The sequence below is a fragment of the Alkalihalobacterium chitinilyticum genome (assembly GCF_029028005.1).
In the GTDB taxonomy this organism is placed as follows: Bacteria; Bacillota; Bacilli; order Bacillales; family Bacillaceae_F; genus Alkalihalobacterium; species Alkalihalobacterium chitinilyticum.
In genome coordinates this window covers 17419-33331 of the sequence record NZ_JAOTPO010000006.1, presented here as the reverse complement: position 1 = coordinate 33331, position 15913 = coordinate 17419, and the positions used below count along the sequence as shown (strand labels likewise).

At 37.8% G+C, this 15913-nt stretch carries 15 protein-coding genes and 1 other annotated feature; of the genes, 1 reads left to right on the top strand and 14 read right to left on the bottom strand.

What is annotated here, in order from left to right; all coding sequences use genetic code 11:
- Window positions 1-65: 65 nt before the first annotated feature.
- The 3 genes from N7Z68_RS10155 to N7Z68_RS10145 are packed head-to-tail and all read right to left on the bottom strand — an operon-like array spanning window position 66 to window position 2456.
- On the bottom strand, window positions 66-1238 hold the full coding sequence (locus N7Z68_RS10155; protein ID WP_275118370.1) for an ABC-2 transporter permease: 1173 nt from the start codon (window positions 1236-1238) through the stop codon (window positions 66-68).
- Complete coding sequence (locus tag N7Z68_RS10150; RefSeq protein ID WP_275118369.1) at window positions 1222-2082, bottom strand: ABC transporter ATP-binding protein; 861 nt, start codon at window positions 2080-2082, stop codon at window positions 1222-1224. The genes N7Z68_RS10155 and N7Z68_RS10150 overlap by 17 nt, the downstream gene beginning before the upstream one ends.
- Window positions 2079-2456: a GntR family transcriptional regulator gene (locus N7Z68_RS10145; protein ID WP_275118368.1), complete on the bottom strand. Its 378-nt coding sequence runs from the start codon at window positions 2454-2456 to the stop codon at window positions 2079-2081. Before N7Z68_RS10145 ends, N7Z68_RS10150 begins: the two co-directional genes overlap by 4 nt.
- 363 nt (window positions 2457-2819) lie before the next feature.
- Here N7Z68_RS10145 and N7Z68_RS10140 point away from each other — a divergent pair, with 363 nt between their 5' ends.
- The gene (locus tag N7Z68_RS10140) at window positions 2820-4049 is read left to right on the top strand and encodes a L,D-transpeptidase family protein (RefSeq protein WP_275118367.1); all 1230 of its coding nucleotides are present in this window, start codon (window positions 2820-2822) and stop codon (window positions 4047-4049) included.
- Between the two features lie 68 nt (window positions 4050-4117).
- Here N7Z68_RS10140 and greA read toward each other — a convergent pair whose 3' ends face one another.
- From greA to N7Z68_RS10085, 11 genes are all read right to left on the bottom strand, one after another.
- Window positions 4118-4594: a transcription elongation factor GreA gene (gene greA / locus N7Z68_RS10135; protein ID WP_275118366.1), complete on the bottom strand. Its 477-nt coding sequence runs from the start codon at window positions 4592-4594 to the stop codon at window positions 4118-4120.
- 215 nt (window positions 4595-4809) lie between these two features.
- Window positions 4810-5457 (bottom strand): uridine kinase, encoded by a 648-nt coding sequence (gene udk, locus N7Z68_RS10130; protein WP_275118365.1) that lies wholly within the window; start codon window positions 5455-5457, stop codon window positions 4810-4812.
- Complete coding sequence (locus N7Z68_RS10125) at window positions 5457-6734, bottom strand: peptidase U32 family protein (protein ID WP_275118364.1); 1278 nt, start codon at window positions 6732-6734, stop codon at window positions 5457-5459. The genes udk and N7Z68_RS10125 overlap by 1 nt, the downstream gene beginning before the upstream one ends.
- 12 nt (window positions 6735-6746) lie before the next feature.
- On the bottom strand, window positions 6747-7679 hold the full coding sequence (locus N7Z68_RS10120; protein WP_275118363.1) for a peptidase U32 family protein: 933 nt from the start codon (window positions 7677-7679) through the stop codon (window positions 6747-6749).
- A 14-nt stretch (window positions 7680-7693) separates the two neighbouring features.
- Window positions 7694-8341 (bottom strand): O-methyltransferase, encoded by a 648-nt coding sequence (locus N7Z68_RS10115; protein ID WP_275118362.1) that lies wholly within the window; start codon window positions 8339-8341, stop codon window positions 7694-7696.
- 191 nt (window positions 8342-8532) lie between these two features.
- The gene (mltG, locus tag N7Z68_RS10110) at window positions 8533-9696 is read right to left on the bottom strand and encodes an endolytic transglycosylase MltG (RefSeq protein WP_275118361.1); all 1164 of its coding nucleotides are present in this window, start codon (window positions 9694-9696) and stop codon (window positions 8533-8535) included.
- 484 nt (window positions 9697-10180) lie between these two features.
- Window positions 10181-10489: a DUF1292 domain-containing protein gene (locus tag N7Z68_RS10105; RefSeq protein WP_275118360.1), complete on the bottom strand. Its 309-nt coding sequence runs from the start codon at window positions 10487-10489 to the stop codon at window positions 10181-10183.
- A 14-nt stretch (window positions 10490-10503) separates the two neighbouring features.
- Window positions 10504-10923, bottom strand: a complete 420-nt coding sequence (ruvX, locus tag N7Z68_RS10100) for a Holliday junction resolvase RuvX (protein WP_275118359.1) — start codon at window positions 10921-10923, stop codon at window positions 10504-10506.
- Window positions 10923-11192, bottom strand: coding sequence for an IreB family regulatory phosphoprotein (locus N7Z68_RS10095; RefSeq protein WP_209122861.1), 270 nt, complete (start codon window positions 11190-11192; stop codon window positions 10923-10925). The genes ruvX and N7Z68_RS10095 overlap by 1 nt, the downstream gene beginning before the upstream one ends.
- Window positions 11193-11278: 86 nt before the next feature.
- Entirely contained in the window at window positions 11279-13921 is a 2643-nt protein-coding gene (alaS, locus tag N7Z68_RS10090; RefSeq protein ID WP_275118358.1) for an alanine--tRNA ligase, read from the bottom strand.
- Window positions 13922-14359: 438 nt separating this feature from the next.
- Window positions 14360-14567: a binding site (T-box leader), on the bottom strand.
- A 45-nt stretch (window positions 14568-14612) separates the two neighbouring features.
- Complete coding sequence (locus tag N7Z68_RS10085; RefSeq protein WP_275118357.1) at window positions 14613-15677, bottom strand: AI-2E family transporter; 1065 nt, start codon at window positions 15675-15677, stop codon at window positions 14613-14615.
- Between the last annotated feature and the right edge of the window lie 236 nt (window positions 15678-15913).

Here is a 15913-nt window from a genome sequence, read left to right as displayed (position 1 = left end):
CATCCTAATACTACCATGCAACTTCTTCAATTTCTAGTTATTTTACTACTATTTCTTTGACGTTTCTAGTAGTTTATCAGTCTTGTCGGTGCTTTTATCTGAAAATTTTCAAAAATGGCTATTTGTGGGCGGCTTTCACTAATTGCTTTTAATAATTGATCTTCGTCCATATCATACGGACTTGTTTCGCCGTTCAGCCAGAAAGTGGGACGATTTTGATGAAACGACCAACTGCTATAATGAACCCCCATATCATGTCCAATTAAATCAAACAATGGATCATCTTTAGAAAAAACAAGGCTTATACCGAGCTCTTGAAGAAGCTCTGGGTTCGATAGGGGAGAAGCCGTGAGAATTACTTCATACTCTATTCCATATATTTCTCTTCCATATGATTGATCTGGTTTATAGTTTATAACTAAGCGTTCTACTGATATATGATCAATAATTTCTTCCTTCGTATTTAAAGGAGGAGAGGAAAGTGCAACTGCCGACGTCACTATGAGCAACATGAGAATTATGAATGTACTAAAAAAAGCCATCGTCATCTTGAGTTTTTTCTTTTCAATATAAAAATCACGATAACTTTGTATGGAAAACCACATCGAACTCCCAACTAATATTAAGGTACTGATAAAGAAAAATTGATTTAATAACGGTGTAATGACACCGATCGGCACCCCAAAGATAAGACTCGACGGCCAGCTTAAAAACATTGGCAGGAAAACCGCTGTAACAATAAACAGTCGACCGATCCAAACCGCTATATAAGAGCCAAAAGTAAAATGAGCGAATAAATAAAAACTAATAAACAATAGAATTAATGCATTAATGAGCAGCACAGCACCACCTGAGTCCCCTATGCCTACAGGATGCCCTAGGATGGCTTGAACAAAAAATAACGTACCGAATGTAATCGCATTAATGCTAGTCAGTATAATAAGAGTCGAAGTAAATTTTGCAACGACGATCGTTGAAACAGTAATAGGCAAACTACGGATCCTTTTATTGACTCCACTTAACTCCTCAGCATTACAAATATGAGTAATCAACCCGTAACTCATCAATAAATTAAACAATACAATAAAAAAGATAATTCCACTTAAATCATTTAATAAAAATCCACTCATACTACTAACATACCAAGTGATAAAAAATTGAAATAAGATCGTGAGCGGAATAAAAATCATTGAAATACTTTTCAAAGAAAGTAAATCTTTCTTAATCAAAGATTGCATCGTTTGTTCCACCTTCCACTACGTAGTATAAAATTTCATCTAAAGTAGCCGGGCGTAATTGCGCATCAAACGTATTTTCCTGCTCGCTATCGATTACACCTGTCACCTCATATGCTCCTTTTTGATAGCCATAAATTCGAGCATTAGAGAGATCTGTATGATGATTTGCCGTAAAGTAGAGATACTTATCTTTTAACTTTTCCTTATCATCATATAACACTATTTGCCCGTCTCTTAAAAACATGACGTAATCAGCGATTTGTTCAAAATCAGTTGTTATGTGGGAGGATAAGATGACGGTCTTTTCTCCTGTTTCAATCCATTGCTGAAGTAAAACTAATAATTCTTGTCTAGCTACTGGATCAAGTCCTGCAGTTGGTTCATCTAAAATCAGTACCTTTGGATGAAAGCAAAGAGCTAAAAGCACATTGACCTTTAACTTCATCCCCTTAGAAAGCTGATGGATTTTCTTTTTAGAAGACAATTGAAATTCTTTTAATAACCTTTGTTCAAGGTCGCTATCCCAGTTGGTGTAAAATGAAGAGACAAAATCAATCGATTGCTGCACTGTAAAATCGCTGTACATATTGATCTCTTCAGAAACGTAACAGATCGTCCGATTAAACTGTATCCGGTCTTGATCATACGAGCTATTTGCAACAGTGACTTCACCATCTAAAAAAGGTTCAATATGTGCGATCCCTTTTAATAGTGTCGTCTTTCCTGCCCCGTTCCGTCCGATCACTGCTGTTATGTAGCCTTCCTTAATGCTTAAATCAATTGGACCTAACTGAAATTCATTATACGATTGAACTGCTTTTTTAACTGTAACGATACCTCTCACTTTCTTTCCTCCTTTAATCTCTGAATAATTGTCATCATCTCTTCTATACTGAGTCCTAGACTAGCCCCTAGCTGAAAAAGTCGATCTACTTCTGTTTCAAATTGTTTTTCGACTTTTTGTTGTAATATTCTTTTTTCCGTTGCTTTTACAAACGTTCCTCGGCCGGCTCGCGTATATAAAAATTCTTCTTGCTCTAACTCTGAATACGCCCGTTTAACGGTAATTACACTCGTTTGTATGTTTTTAGCCAGCGTTCTGATCGATGGTAATTCGGTATCTCCTTCTAATGTCCCGTCAATAATTTGTTGTTTAATTTGATCTTTTAATTGTTTATATAACGGGTCTTTTGATTCATTCGAAAGGTGAATCCACATGTTGTCACCTCAACTGTGTATAAAGTATATACCCAGTATATACCCACTCTATTTTTAAAACAAGGAAAAAATCACCGATGTATTTTCGAATATTACAACGCGTTCTAGTGTCAAATTTTCAACTTCTTACATAACTTATATAGGAAATTTGGCAATCAATGTCGAATAATTAGGAAGGCGTAGTTCTCTTTTCCTTTTTTCTTACTCTAGATCATTGGAAGTATAGAACTTAAGATCTAATTTAATTTTTAAAAGGACTATTTTGTCAAATAATAAAGGAATTTCTCGATTTTTGCGGAATAAATGTTTAGTTTTTTGTAATTCACCTGGAAAGTTATTATTTATAGAGAAGAGGAAGTTTGGGTGTCTAAGAAATCAAAAGAGCATAGTGAGTTTATACCTCGTTCAGTTAAACATAAGAGAAAAAAGAAAAAGAGCAAGATGTCTTCATTTATTTTAGTAGCTGTCCTACTCCTGTTAACTTTAGGAGGAGCTACAGCCGCCGTATTAAAACTAGGGTTAGTCCCATCACAATTAGGGGTCTTCAATCAAGAACAGCAACACGAGGAAAGTAATCCACTAGAAAAGAAGCAAGATGCTGAAAAAGAACTTGTAGAAGAGCCATCAGAAGATGAATTAGGAGAAGAAACAGACAACGCACATGAAGAAACCGATGAAATAGATGATCCAAAAGAAGTGGAGCAAGACACACATCCACAAAAACAAAATGAAGTGGACCAAGGAACAAGCTCTAATGCCGACAAAACATCATCTCACAATAATGTAAAGCCGAGAGAAACCAACCAACCGTCAGAACAACCAAAAAGTGAGCCCAGTAAAAAAGCAGAAACTGTCATTACTCACGAAGTAAAACCAAATGAGACATTATACAGCATCGTGAAAAAATATTATACCAACCCAGACACTCAACAACATAAAGTTGCGCAATTCAATAAAATTGCCAATCCAGCGACTGATCTTAAAGCGGGTCAAAAGTTAAATCTCCCAGATCCAGATATTATCGCTTTTCATAAAGTTGAGTCCGGAGAGACCTTATTTAACATTACAATGAAATACTATCAGAACGCAGATCAACTCATTCCGCTTGCAAATTATAATCAAATTGTAAATCCAGCGGCCGATGTCAAAGCAGGAATGACACTAACGATCCCACATCCGACAATTTTAAAAAATTACAAGCCAAGCGGGATCACCATAAAGGTGAATAAAACGACGAATACATTAACCGTGTATCAAAATTCTGAAGTATTAAGGACATTTTCCGTCGCGACTGGGAAAGATGCTTCCTTAACACCTGAAGGAACGTTTCAGATTGTCAATAAAGTAGAAAAGCCTTGGTATAATCCGAAGAACATTCCTGGAGGAAGCCCAAATAACCCATTAGGCAGCCACTGGTTAGGTCTGAATGTTCCAGGGACGAATAACTTTAAATACGGTATACACGGCACCAATGACCCTTCATCTATTGGGAAACATGTTAGCTTAGGGTGCATCCGCATGCACAATGAGGATGTACTATGGATGTACAATAACATTCCCTTGCAAACGACGGTTTATATTGTAAGTGAGTAAAGTCTTAAGACTCGATTTCTAAACAGTCAAAAAAAGAACTGTTCAACAATGAACAGTTCTTTTCCTTATTATTTTACTTCTAGAATTTTAACTTCCATTTCACCAGCTGGTGTGTTAACGGTTACTTTATTACCTACCGATTTTCCAAGTAAGCTTTGGGCCATTGGAGAGTCGTTTGAAATCTTGCCTTCAAACGGATCAGATTCTGCACTACCAACAATTGTATATTCTTCTTCGTCTCCATCAGGAAGTTCAACGAAACGAACTGTTTTTCCTAAAGAAACAACAGAAGTATTCGTTTCATCTTCTTTAATGATGACTGCATCTCGAATCATTTTTTCTAAAGTCGAAATACGCCCTTCAACAAAAGCTTGCTCTTCTTTTGCTGAATCATACTCTGAGTTCTCAGAAAGGTCACCGAAACTTCGGGCTACTTTAATACGTTCAACGACTTCTTTACGTTTTTCCGTTTTTAGGAACTCTAATTCTTCTTCTAACTTTTGTTTCCCTTCAAGGGTCATATAATGTGTTTTTTCTTCAGCCATGACGTTCACTCCTCTTTCCTACAAAAAAAGTATATTTACTATGAAATGATATTTCTAGAAATTAGGCTATGTAAAAGAAAAGCAAGGTTCATCACCTCGCTTTTCTTTATCCCATTAGTTCTTTAAAGCCCTTTTAAAGATACTCTTATAGTATAAACAAAAACAACGTATCCTGCTATCCTGATATGATAACTTTTTACTTTTTTTTCTTGTTTTTACTGATATTTCGTTAAAAAGGACTGCGCTTCAAAAATAGAGCGGATTTTTGTTACCATCAAATCAATAGCAACCCTATTTTGTCCACCTTCAGGAATAATGATATCAGCATACCGCTTAGTTGGTTCTATAAACTGTAAATGCATCGGTCTAACTACAGTGGTATATTGCTCCACTACAGACTCTAATGTTCTACCACGTTCTTGAATGTCTCTAGAAAGTCTTCTTAATATCCGGATATCAGCATCTGTATCAACAAATAATTTGATATCCATTAGATCACGAAGTCGCTTATCTTCTAAAATTAAGATACCCTCTAAAATAATGACATCCTTTGGTAAAACAGATATGAATGTATCAGACCTTGTATGCTGTGCGTAGTCATAAACAGGCACTTCTATTGACTCGCCATTTAACAACGTTTGTAAATGCTTCAATAGAAGATCATTGTCAAATGCCAATGGATGATCGTAGTTCGTACCTAGTCTTTCTTCAAACGATAAGTGACTTTGGTCTTTATAATATGCATCTTGCTCGATTAATACTATAGATTTTTGATTAAATTGGTGAAAAATTTCTTTTGCAACAGTCGTTTTACCTGAACCTGTTCCTCCTGCCACACCAATTATGATTGGCTTTTGTTTCATTATTTAACCTCTTTACGCATCATATTCCATGGATATACGGGGTGTTTCGTTTTAATTTTAACAATTTGCAACGGGTGACGAGCTGCATCCAATTCATTACCATCCTCATCCCAAATCGCTTCAACCGTTTGAACAAAGTTTTCGATCTCAGGACCGAAAAATTCAATTTCATCTCCTGGTTTGAAATGGTTTCTTTGCTGCAACGTGACAATTCCAGTCTCATCATCATAGTCTAAGACAAGTCCAGCAAAATCATACGTCGTACGCTTCGGATGAATACCATACATTTGTTCTTTAAATGTTGGTGTTTCTTCAAAGAACTGTGGTGCAAAGTCACGGTTCGCACACTTTTCTAGTTCCTCTAACCATTCTTTTTGAATGACAAAGTTGTCTGGGTCTGCACAATAAGCATCAATTACTTTTCGGTATACAGAAGTAACGGTTGCAACGTAATGAATAGACTTCATACGACCTTCGACTTTTAAGCTGTCAATTCCTGCTTCAATTAATTGTGGAATCGATTGTAGCAAGTTTAGGTCTTTTGGACTCATTGTATATTGGGTATCATTTTCTGCAAACAAAGGAATCTCTTTTACGAGACCTTTTCCTTCTTCTTTTTGTTCAAATAGGTCGTAATCCCAACGACAGGACTGACAACAGCCGCCGCGGTTAGAGTCACGCGCTGTCATATGGTTACTCAATACACAGCGACCTGAATAAGCAATACACATAGCACCGTGAATAAACGTTTCGATTTCGATATCCACGTGTTTTTTCATTTCAAGCATTTCTTCTAAGCCAACTTCTCTAGCTAAAACAACACGCTCTAAACCTTGCTCTTTCCAGAACTTGACCGCTAACCAGTTACTTAATGATTGTTGTGTAGATAAGTGCACTTCAACATTAGGTGCTACTCGACGACAAGTTTCAATAATTAATGGATCTGCAACAATAATACCGGTAACGCCTACTTCTTGAAGACCTTCCAAGTATTCTTCTAAGCCGTCCATATTTTCATTATGAGCAAATATATTCGTCGTAACATATACTTTTGCCCCGTAACGCTTCGCAAATTCAACACCTTCACGCATTTCCTCTTTTGAGAAGTTGTCTGCATTCGAGCGAAGTCCGAACTCTTGTCCACCGATAAAGACCGCATCAGCTCCGTAATGAACAGCAATTTTTAGCTTTTCTAAACTACCAGCTGGTGCGAGGAGTTCAGGCTTTTTTGTAATGACACGTTTTCCTGTTTCGTTCACTTCTGATATAGCTTGCATCGTATTCCCTCCTTAATAAACCGTTTCTTTAAAGAAGAAGCCTGTGTCGATGTCACGATTTGCCGGTTGGATCTCGCGAATTTTTTCAACATACTCTTCTTTTTTATCTGCGTACGCATCTTCATCTGTTAAATATAATTCAATTGCTTCTCGATACATTTGAGTTACTTTTTCCATATACTCAGTACTTTTTAAAATACCATCGATTTTAAACGAGTCGACTTCAGCATCAATCATTTCTTCTAACTCATCGATGATGCAGATGTCTTTCGGACTCATGATGTGGGTACCATTTTTATCTTCAAAAATCGGGTACTTCGCATTTCGTTCTTTATCGAACAAGAACATTTGTCGCGCTTGCTCTGTTTTCTCAATCTCTAGGTTTTTACCTTGATATTCAAAGTAGTTCCCAACTAATGAACGTTTGGATTGGAACATGTTCGTCATGCCATGCACTTGTACTTCGATTTCGACTTCTGCGTTCTCTTTACTTTCCACGATCGCATCCATATTAATTTCACGAGCGAGGACTGCTCGCTTTGCTCCTTGTCTTCCCCAGTAATTTGCTGTATACCAGTTAGTGGCTGTCGTTTCTGGATTCCAATGTAGCTTCATCGTTGGAGCGACATCACGGGCTAACATTAAGATCGCTGGATCCCCAAATACAATTGCATCTACATTCGTTTCATTAAGGAATTTCATATAGTCAGATGCTTCATCCAAATGTTCATTATGGAGAATGGCATTCATTGCCACATATACTTTTGCACCGTGCGCTTTGGTAATTTCTTTTGCTTTTCTTACATCTTCTCTAGAAAATTCCCCCGCTAAACGTAAACCAAAACGTTGTTCACCAATTAGAATTGCATCTGCACCCGCTTGAATTAATCGTTCGATGGCTTCAACGCTATTTGGGGTTACTAGGATTTCTGGTTTCTTCCCCATGTCTTACACCTTCTTTACTTTTTTATTGATAAGGCAATGCCGTCTCCTACTGGCAATATTGTAGTAGTAAACTGTTCATTTTTCATCAACCACTCATTGTACCGACGAAGTTTTTTGGCCATGCCAGCATGATTTTTATTCTCAATATATTCTTCAGCCACAAGGCCGCGAAATAGTACATTATCTGAAATGATTAAGCCACCTGGTCGTACCAATGGCTCGTATATTTGAAAGAACTTCTCATATTGTCCTTTAGCAGCATCAATAAATAATACATCAAATGGGGCATATAATTCAAGTTGTTCGCCTACATGTAAGGCATCCCCGAAGATAATTTCTACTTGATCACTTACATTTGCTCTTTCAACAAATTCTAGAGCTTGCTTGTACCTTGGTTCATCACGCTCAATCGTAATGATTTTCACATCATCTACTGCTTGAGCCATTCGAATTGCTGAATAACCAATTGCTGTCCCAATTTCAAGAATTGACTTAGGTTGTTTCATTCTAAGCAGCTGTAGCAACGTTTCAATTCCAACTAATTCCATAATGGGTACTTGTTGTTCTTTTGCCAGTTGCTCCATTTCTATAAGAAGCTCATTTCGCTCACATATCAGTGATTCAATATAAGCATCGATTTTATGATCATTATTAGGAAGCATCGCTTTTCCTCCTTAGTATTCCACATCTATAACGCTTTATTTTACCACAATCACCGTAGTTCACGAAATTCATCTTATGAAAGTGTGAATGGAGAATTAGAAAAAAGTGATATTACTAAGCCTTGACGAGACTACTTATAAAAAGCACTAGGATCCTTACATCCTAGTGCTCGTGCTGTTTATTTTTGTGATTACTCTTCTTCGTCTTCTTTATTTTCTTCTGACTGTCTTGCTTCTTGCCATTCATGGCGATACTTCTGAACATTTTGGTTATGCTCTTCATACGTAACAGTATATAGTACATCCCCACCGTACCTTGCGTAGAAATAAATGTACTCCGTTTCTGCTGGTTCAAAGGCAGCTTTAATCGATGCTTCCCCAGGATTTGCTACAGGGCCAATCGGAATACCAGCGTACATATACGTATTATAAGGTGAATCTACCCGTAAGTCCGCAAAAGACGTCATATATAAGTGTTCTCCAATTGCATAAGCAACCGTTGGATCTACTTGCAACCTCATATTGCGGTCTAATCGATTGTACAATACACCGGAAATTGTGTATCGATCTTGATCTTTTTGAGCTTCTCGCTCAATAATCGACGCTAATGTTAAAGTCTCATGAACCGTATACGGATGATCTGGATAATACGACATGTATTTGGCTACAATCTTATCCGTTCGTTCGATCATCGCTTCAATAATCGTTTCTATTGAAACATCTTCATCTACAAAATCATATCGCGCTGGGAATAAATATCCTTCTAGCGGATGTCTGATCCCATCGGTAAGAATATCTTCTGTCAAAACTGAATAGCGTTCAATCAATTCTTCTAGATATTCTTCATTGCTTAATGTTTCCATGATTTCTTCTTCAGTATGGTCTGTATTCTTCGCAATTAAACGTGCTGTATTTTCTAACCATAACCCTTCAGGTATCGTAAACATTAGGTCAGCCTCTTGCATCATTAGGCCTTCTTTAAGTTCATCAATGATTTCATCTAAATTCATCGCTTTTGTTAACTCATACTTACCTGCTTGAAAGCCAGATTCATTTTTATATCTTACATAGTACCTAAAGAATGTTCCGTTTTTAATGACTCCCTCTTCTTCAAGGATCCTCCCAATCGAAGTACTAGAAGAACCAATTGGAATTTCAACATTGACTATTTCTGTGCTTTCAGCATCGACAGGTCCCATTGCTGACTTAATATATAAATAACTAAAAGTTACTGCAGAAATAAAAATTAAAAAGATAATGGCAACGCAAATAAGAACAATTTTGCGGACGACCTTTGCCCTCCGAACTTTTTCAGCATATTTGTCTAGCTGCTCATCTTTATTTTGATCACTCACTAGATATCCCCCTTTCACGATTACCATTATACTACAAAACATTTCATTATTCGTGTAAAAAAGACAGATTTTATTTCCAGATGCGAATCGAGTTGTTTCAGTGTTGTCCTCACTGAGGTTCTTACTCTTCTAATTCTGTTAGGATATTATGTATAGATGCGCACCGTTGTCGATATTTTTCGTGCTCTATCTAACTTTTGACGACCGCTTTTTCTCGCTTTCCTCTTTTTTCGAGCTTCAATCCGCTGTTTGACCCCCGTTTTTCTCACTTTCCTCTATTTTCGAGCTTCAATCGGCTCTTTGATTCCCGTTTTTCTCGCTTTCCTCTTTTTTCGAGCTTCAATCCGCTGTTTTGACCCCCGTTACACTTGTTCCCTCTCATATCGGACTCATCCTAGAAATTATAGAAGGCAATCCGTAATTGTTAGGAAACAGCACACACACCAAAAAAAACAGAGCCAAGTTGGCTCTGTTTCAAACTTAATTATTCTTCTTCCTCGTCTTGTTCTTCAACGAATGTATTGAACATTTCTTCAACCATTGCCCATTCTTCTTCCGTTTCAATAGGCATTAATGCAAGGTCGCTTCCATCGTCGCCTTCTTTGTCCTCGTATTGAAAGGCAATGACTTCTTGCATGTCATCTTCTAAATCTTCTTCACTGTCTCCGACTGGTACAAGTAAGATATAGTTCTTACCTGTTTCATCTACTGTAAATTTGAACAGTTCTTCGAATAAATGCTCGTCCCCATTTTCATCAGGGATAATAATACGTTCTCTTTCTTCTTGTGTCATACTACACCTCTTCATCAATTTGATTTACTGTCTAAATAGCCTTGCAATATAATAACTGCTGCCATCTTATCAATGACTTGTTTTCTCTTTTTACGGCTTACATCAGCAGAAATTAACATACGTTCTGCTGCAACCGTCGTTAAACGCTCGTCCCATAAGATGACAGGGCATTCGACATGTTCTTTTACATTTTCTGCGAATTGTTGGCATGCCACGCCGCTAGGTCCAATCGTTCCGTTCATATTTTTAGGCAGTCCGACAACGATGCTACCAACTTTATACTCGTTGGCAAGATTCACAATATAATTGATATCCGCTGCCGGGTCGTCCTCTTTTCGTCTAAACGTCTCAATTCCTTGAGCAGTCCATCCTAATTCATCACTAACAGCAATTCCAATTGTTTTAGTGCCTACATCTAAGCCTAAAATTCTCATTACTTCTCCTTTTGGTGCTGTGATAAATAAGACTTAACTAGCTCCTCGATCAATTCGTCACGCTCTAACTTACGAATAATTGTTCTTGCATCCTTGTGTCTAGGAATGTAAGCAGGGTCCCCCGATAAAAGATATCCTACAATTTGATTAATGGGGTGATAACCTTTCTCCTCAAGGGCTTCATAAACCGTTAGCAGCACTTCGCGGACATCGACATCAACCGTATCTTCTTGAATATTAAACTTCATCGTATTGTCCATTGAGCCCATCACAAACACCTCTTTCTATACTGCCTATTTCTGTGAGTATTCATACCCACAGTAGTTTGATTTAATTGTACACTAAATTTTCCTTTTTAGGAAATTGATTTTATATATTCTTCAACATAATTTAAAGCACTTTCCAGCTTTTCAGGATCTTTACCACCTGCCTGAGCCATATCAGGACGGCCACCGCCACCGCCACCGCAACGCGTAGCAACTTCTTTCACTAGTTTTCCAGCATGGAAACCTTTTTCAACAAGGTCTTTAGAAACACCAGCAACGATGTTTACTTTCCCACCGCTTGCAGCTCCTAGTACGATAACCCCTGAAGTAATTTTATCTTTCAGTGTATCCATAATTCCTCGTAAATTATCCATGTCAGTTGCCTGAACTTGCTTAATTAGTGCTTTAGTTCCAGCAATTTCGATAACTTCGTTAATCAGGTTGCCTGCTTCCATATTTCCTAATTTAGCACTTAGTGACTCATTCTCTCGTTGAAGGTCACGGATTTGTTGTTGCATCGTTTGTACACGTTGTGGAACATCTTTCAGGTTTTTCGCTTTTAACAGGTCGGCCGCATCGCGTAATAAATCGAGTTGACCATTCATAAATTCATACGCACCTTGGCCAGTTACAGCCTCAATACGTCTAACACCGGCTCCAATACCAGACTCAGAAATCACTTTAAAAAGACCGATTTCAGCTGTGTTTTGGACATGACAACCGCCGCAAAGCTCAATACTGTAATCGCCTACTTGAACGACACGAACGACATTCCCATACTTTTCACCGAATAAAGCCATTGCTCCCATTGCTTTAGCTTCTTCAATGTTTTTACTCATAATATTTACTGAGATTGCATTCCAAATCTTTTCATTAACGATTTCTTCGATTTTCGTTAATTCTTCACTTGTCACCTGACCGAAGTGTGAGAAGTCAAAACGTAAACGATCCTCAGAAACTAATGAACCAGCTTGGTTGACATGCTCTCCTAGTACATCCTTTAATGCTCGATGTAATAAATGTGTTGCTGTATGGTTTTTTACAATTCCATTACGGTTCGTTTCTAAAACAACAGCTTCTGCTTTTGCACCTTTTTTCAATGTCCCTTCTACTACTTTAACAAGATGAAGGTTTTGACCATTTGGTGCTTTTTGTACGTCTTCAACATGTGCCACAAATCCATCACCTGTTAGGACACCTTTATCAGCAACCTGCCCACCGCTTTCCGCATAAAAAGGTGTGACATCAAGTATCACTTGAATCGTATCAGGTGATGTTCCTGCAAAATCAGTTAACTCTTTATCCTTAATAATGACTTCAACTGTAGCTTCTGCTGAAAGTTGTTCATACCCGACAAATGTACTTTCCGTTTTTAATTCACCTAAGACAAGGTCTTGAACTTGCATCGAGTCGCCTTCTTGTCGAGCCGCACGTGCACGTTCTCTTTGACCTTCCATTTCACGCTCAAAGCCTTCACGATCTATGACTAGACCTTTTTCCTCTACATATTCTTCCGTAAGATCCACAGGGAATCCATACGTATCATATAAACGGAACACGTCTTTGCCAGATATCGTCGTTTCACCTTTACTCTCAGCCTCAGCAATGACTTTAGACAGGATCGTTAACCCTTCATGAAGGGTTTCGTGGAAGCGTTCTTCCTCATTTTTAATGACTTTTTGAATAAAGTCGGCTTTTTCTTTCACTTCCGGGTAGAAATCGACCATAATCTCTCCGACAATTGGAACGAGATTATACATGAACGGCTTTTCAATTTGAATTAGTTTTGCATAGCGAACAGCACGACGTAAAAGACGACGAAGAACATAGCCACGTCCTTCATTCGATGGCAGTGCACCGTCACCAACTGCAAACGTAACCGTTCGAATGTGGTCTGCGATGACTTTAAAAGACACATCCGTTTCTTTGTCCTGACCATACTTCACACCTGAAATTTCTTCTGTTGCACGGATAATCGGGATGAAGAGGTCCGTATCAAAGTTAGTTTCAACATCTTGAATGACTGAAACTAGTCGTTCTAACCCTGCGCCTGTATCAATGTTCTTTTTAGGAAGCGGTGTATATGTACCATCTGGATTGTGGTTAAACTGTGAAAATACTAAGTTCCACACTTCTAAATAACGATCATTTTCTCCACCAGGATATAGTTCTGGATCATTTTCATCATTTCCATACTTTGGTCCTCGATCATAGAAAATTTCCGTATTTGGACCACTCGGACCTTCCCCGATGTCCCAGAAGTTTCCTTCAAGACGAATTATTCTTTCTTCTGGAATCCCGATTTTTTCTTTCCAGAAGTTATAGGCTTCCTCGTCTTCGGGATGAACGGTTACCGATAAGAGTTCTGGATCAAAACCAATCCACTTTTCACTCGTTAAAAATTCCCATGCAAAGTCAATGGCTTCTTCTTTAAAATAGTCACCGATCGAAAAGTTACCTAACATTTCAAAGAACGTATGGTGGCGCGCTGTTTTTCCTACATTCTCGATATCGTTGGTTCGGATCGATTTTTGAGCGTTTGTGATTCGAGGGTTTTCCGGGATAACTCGTCCATCGAAATATTTTTTCAATGTAGCTACACCACTATTAATCCATAGCAGTGACGGGTCCTCGACAGGTACTAATGATGCACTCGGTTCCACATCATGACCTTTCTCCTTAAAGAAATCTAAATACATTTGACGTACTTGAGCAGAAGTTAACTTCTTCACTATGTATTCCTCCTTAATTCTCGTTATTCATCGTAACCAAAAAAAGTAAAAAATAATCCTAAAAGCGGAAGACGGGTGGCTAGCAGTGATTATGTGCAAGAGCAATCTGCTCAGCCTTTAAGTCAATGATTATGTCATTGACGATGATTTTGCTACCGGCCTTTATTTAGCGGACTGAGAGGACCTTATTCGAGGGTAAAACACCTATTTTTGTTTTTGGCGGACTGAGAGGCCTCTATTTGCTTGAAATCATTAAAAAACATCATGAAATGTAGTAAATAAGGGCTTCTGAGTCCTCTAAACAAATAAAAAAGAGGTTTTCTACTGATATAAGGGCCTGTGTGTCCGCTAAACTAACTCAAGATGCAAATTCATCATTCAAATTCATCCAGTTCGATGAAAACCCGCCGAACAAATAAAAAAACTCTCCTCCCTAAAATAAGGGACGAGAGTTATATTCACGCGGTACCACCCTAGTTATGGACACCAATAGTCCATCACTCGATATGCTTTAACGCAGCTAACGGTAGGTTTTTCTACACTCAGGAGTAGCTTTCTGTTACTCTTCGTTTAGTATTTCTCTCAGCCTAGGAAATACCTCTCTATCAAACGGGCTTTAACATACTTTTTCCTTCAACGTATTCATTATATTTTGATTTCAATATTATTATAGAAATCGACACACCAATTGTCAATGATTGAGTAAATTTGTTCGCAAATGGAGCAATACCACTTTTACAACCGATAGGACAGGAACAGCTAAAACGAGTCCAAGTATTCCGGCGGTTTCTACTCCAATGAGAAGAGCAATCATAATTAAGATAGGGTGTAAATGCACAGACTTCCCCACAATAACGGGCGATAAAATATTTCCCTCTATTTGTTGAAGGATAAAGATCAGTAACACTGTAAAAATAAGCATTTGCCAAGAATGAAGTCCGGCGACAATAACAGCTGGAAACGCCCCAAGAAATGCACCGAAGTATGGAATAATATCGGTCATCCCAATAAATAACCCCAAAATTATCGGATAGGGAACGCCAATAATCCATAACCCGATCATCGCTATGAGGCCGACACACATCGATACAAGAATTTGTCCGCGGATATAGTTTCCTAAGGAATGATCGACATCACGAATAAATGCAACGCCTTCTTTTCTCCACTTTTTCGGTGTAACATACCACGCAACTTTTTCAATCAATTGATAATCCTTTAGTAAATAAAAGACTAGAAACGGGATAACGATAAAGTAAATAAATGAACCAATAATCGATCCCAGTGTGTCTATTATGCGTTCTCCTAATGAATCAGCCTGTGCCTCTAAGCCAGTCATCCAATCCGCTAATTGTGCTTGCATTCCTTCTGGTAAAGCATTGATTTGTCTTTCGAATAGATTACTCCACTGTTGAATTTGCTGAATTATATAAGGGAGATTTTCTACAAACTCCCTGAGCTGTTCAACAACATAAGGGAAAGCAGCAGTAATTAAATAAGCAATTCCCCCAAAAAATAGTAAATAAATGATTAAAACGGCAACAGGGCGAGGAAGTCCATAAGCATGAGCATTTTCAATAATAGGATGTAATAAATAAGTAATAATACCTGCAATTAATAAGGGAATAGCCACTCTTGATAATACTTCTAAGACCGGTAACCAGAGTGGAGACACTTGTAAAAAAAAGTATATACATAACAATACTAAAATTGTAATAGATAACCGAATAATCCACTTGATCCCTTTTGTATGTTCCATATAAATTCCTCCATAGTTATATACTGCACAATTACGCAAAAACTATGAAGAGAAAGGAAGCATGTCGGCCTAGTCATATTCTTTTACTTAATTTATTGCCCGATTTAATTTTTTATTGTCCGTTTTTCTATTTTATTGTCCGAATTGAAGAATTTATTTGCCAAACTGTGACAGCCACCAACTTTTCATGCCTCTTCATTACTAAGATAGCTGCCTTGCAAACGCTGATGTCTACA

What these genes read in the sequence shown, in the direction of transcription:
- N7Z68_RS10155 (WP_275118370.1), bottom strand. Translation starts at nt 1,238, where the DNA reads ATGCAATCTTTGATTAAGAAAGATTTACTTTCTTTGAAAAGTATTTCA.
- N7Z68_RS10145 (WP_275118368.1), bottom strand. Translation starts at nt 2,456, where the DNA reads ATGTGGATTCACCTTTCGAATGAATCAAAAGACCCGTTATATAAACAA.
- greA (WP_275118366.1), bottom strand. Translation starts at nt 4,594, where the DNA reads ATGGCTGAAGAAAAAACACATTATATGACCCTTGAAGGGAAACAAAAG.
- udk (WP_275118365.1), bottom strand. Translation starts at nt 5,457, where the DNA reads ATGAAACAAAAGCCAATCATAATTGGTGTGGCAGGAGGAACAGGTTCA.
- N7Z68_RS10125 (WP_275118364.1), bottom strand. Translation starts at nt 6,734, where the DNA reads ATGCAAGCTATATCAGAAGTGAACGAAACAGGAAAACGTGTCATTACA.
- N7Z68_RS10120 (WP_275118363.1), bottom strand. Translation starts at nt 7,679, where the DNA reads ATGGGGAAGAAACCAGAAATCCTAGTAACCCCAAATAGCGTTGAAGCC.
- N7Z68_RS10115 (WP_275118362.1), bottom strand. Translation starts at nt 8,341, where the DNA reads ATGCTTCCTAATAATGATCATAAAATCGATGCTTATATTGAATCACTG.
- N7Z68_RS10105 (WP_275118360.1), bottom strand. Translation starts at nt 10,489, where the DNA reads ATGACACAAGAAGAAAGAGAACGTATTATTATCCCTGATGAAAATGGG.
- ruvX (WP_275118359.1), bottom strand. Translation starts at nt 10,923, where the DNA reads ATGAGAATTTTAGGCTTAGATGTAGGCACTAAAACAATTGGAATTGCT.
- N7Z68_RS10095 (WP_209122861.1), bottom strand. Translation starts at nt 11,192, where the DNA reads ATGGGCTCAATGGACAATACGATGAAGTTTAATATTCAAGAAGATACG.
- N7Z68_RS10085 (WP_275118357.1), bottom strand. Translation starts at nt 15,677, where the DNA reads ATGGAACATACAAAAGGGATCAAGTGGATTATTCGGTTATCTATTACA.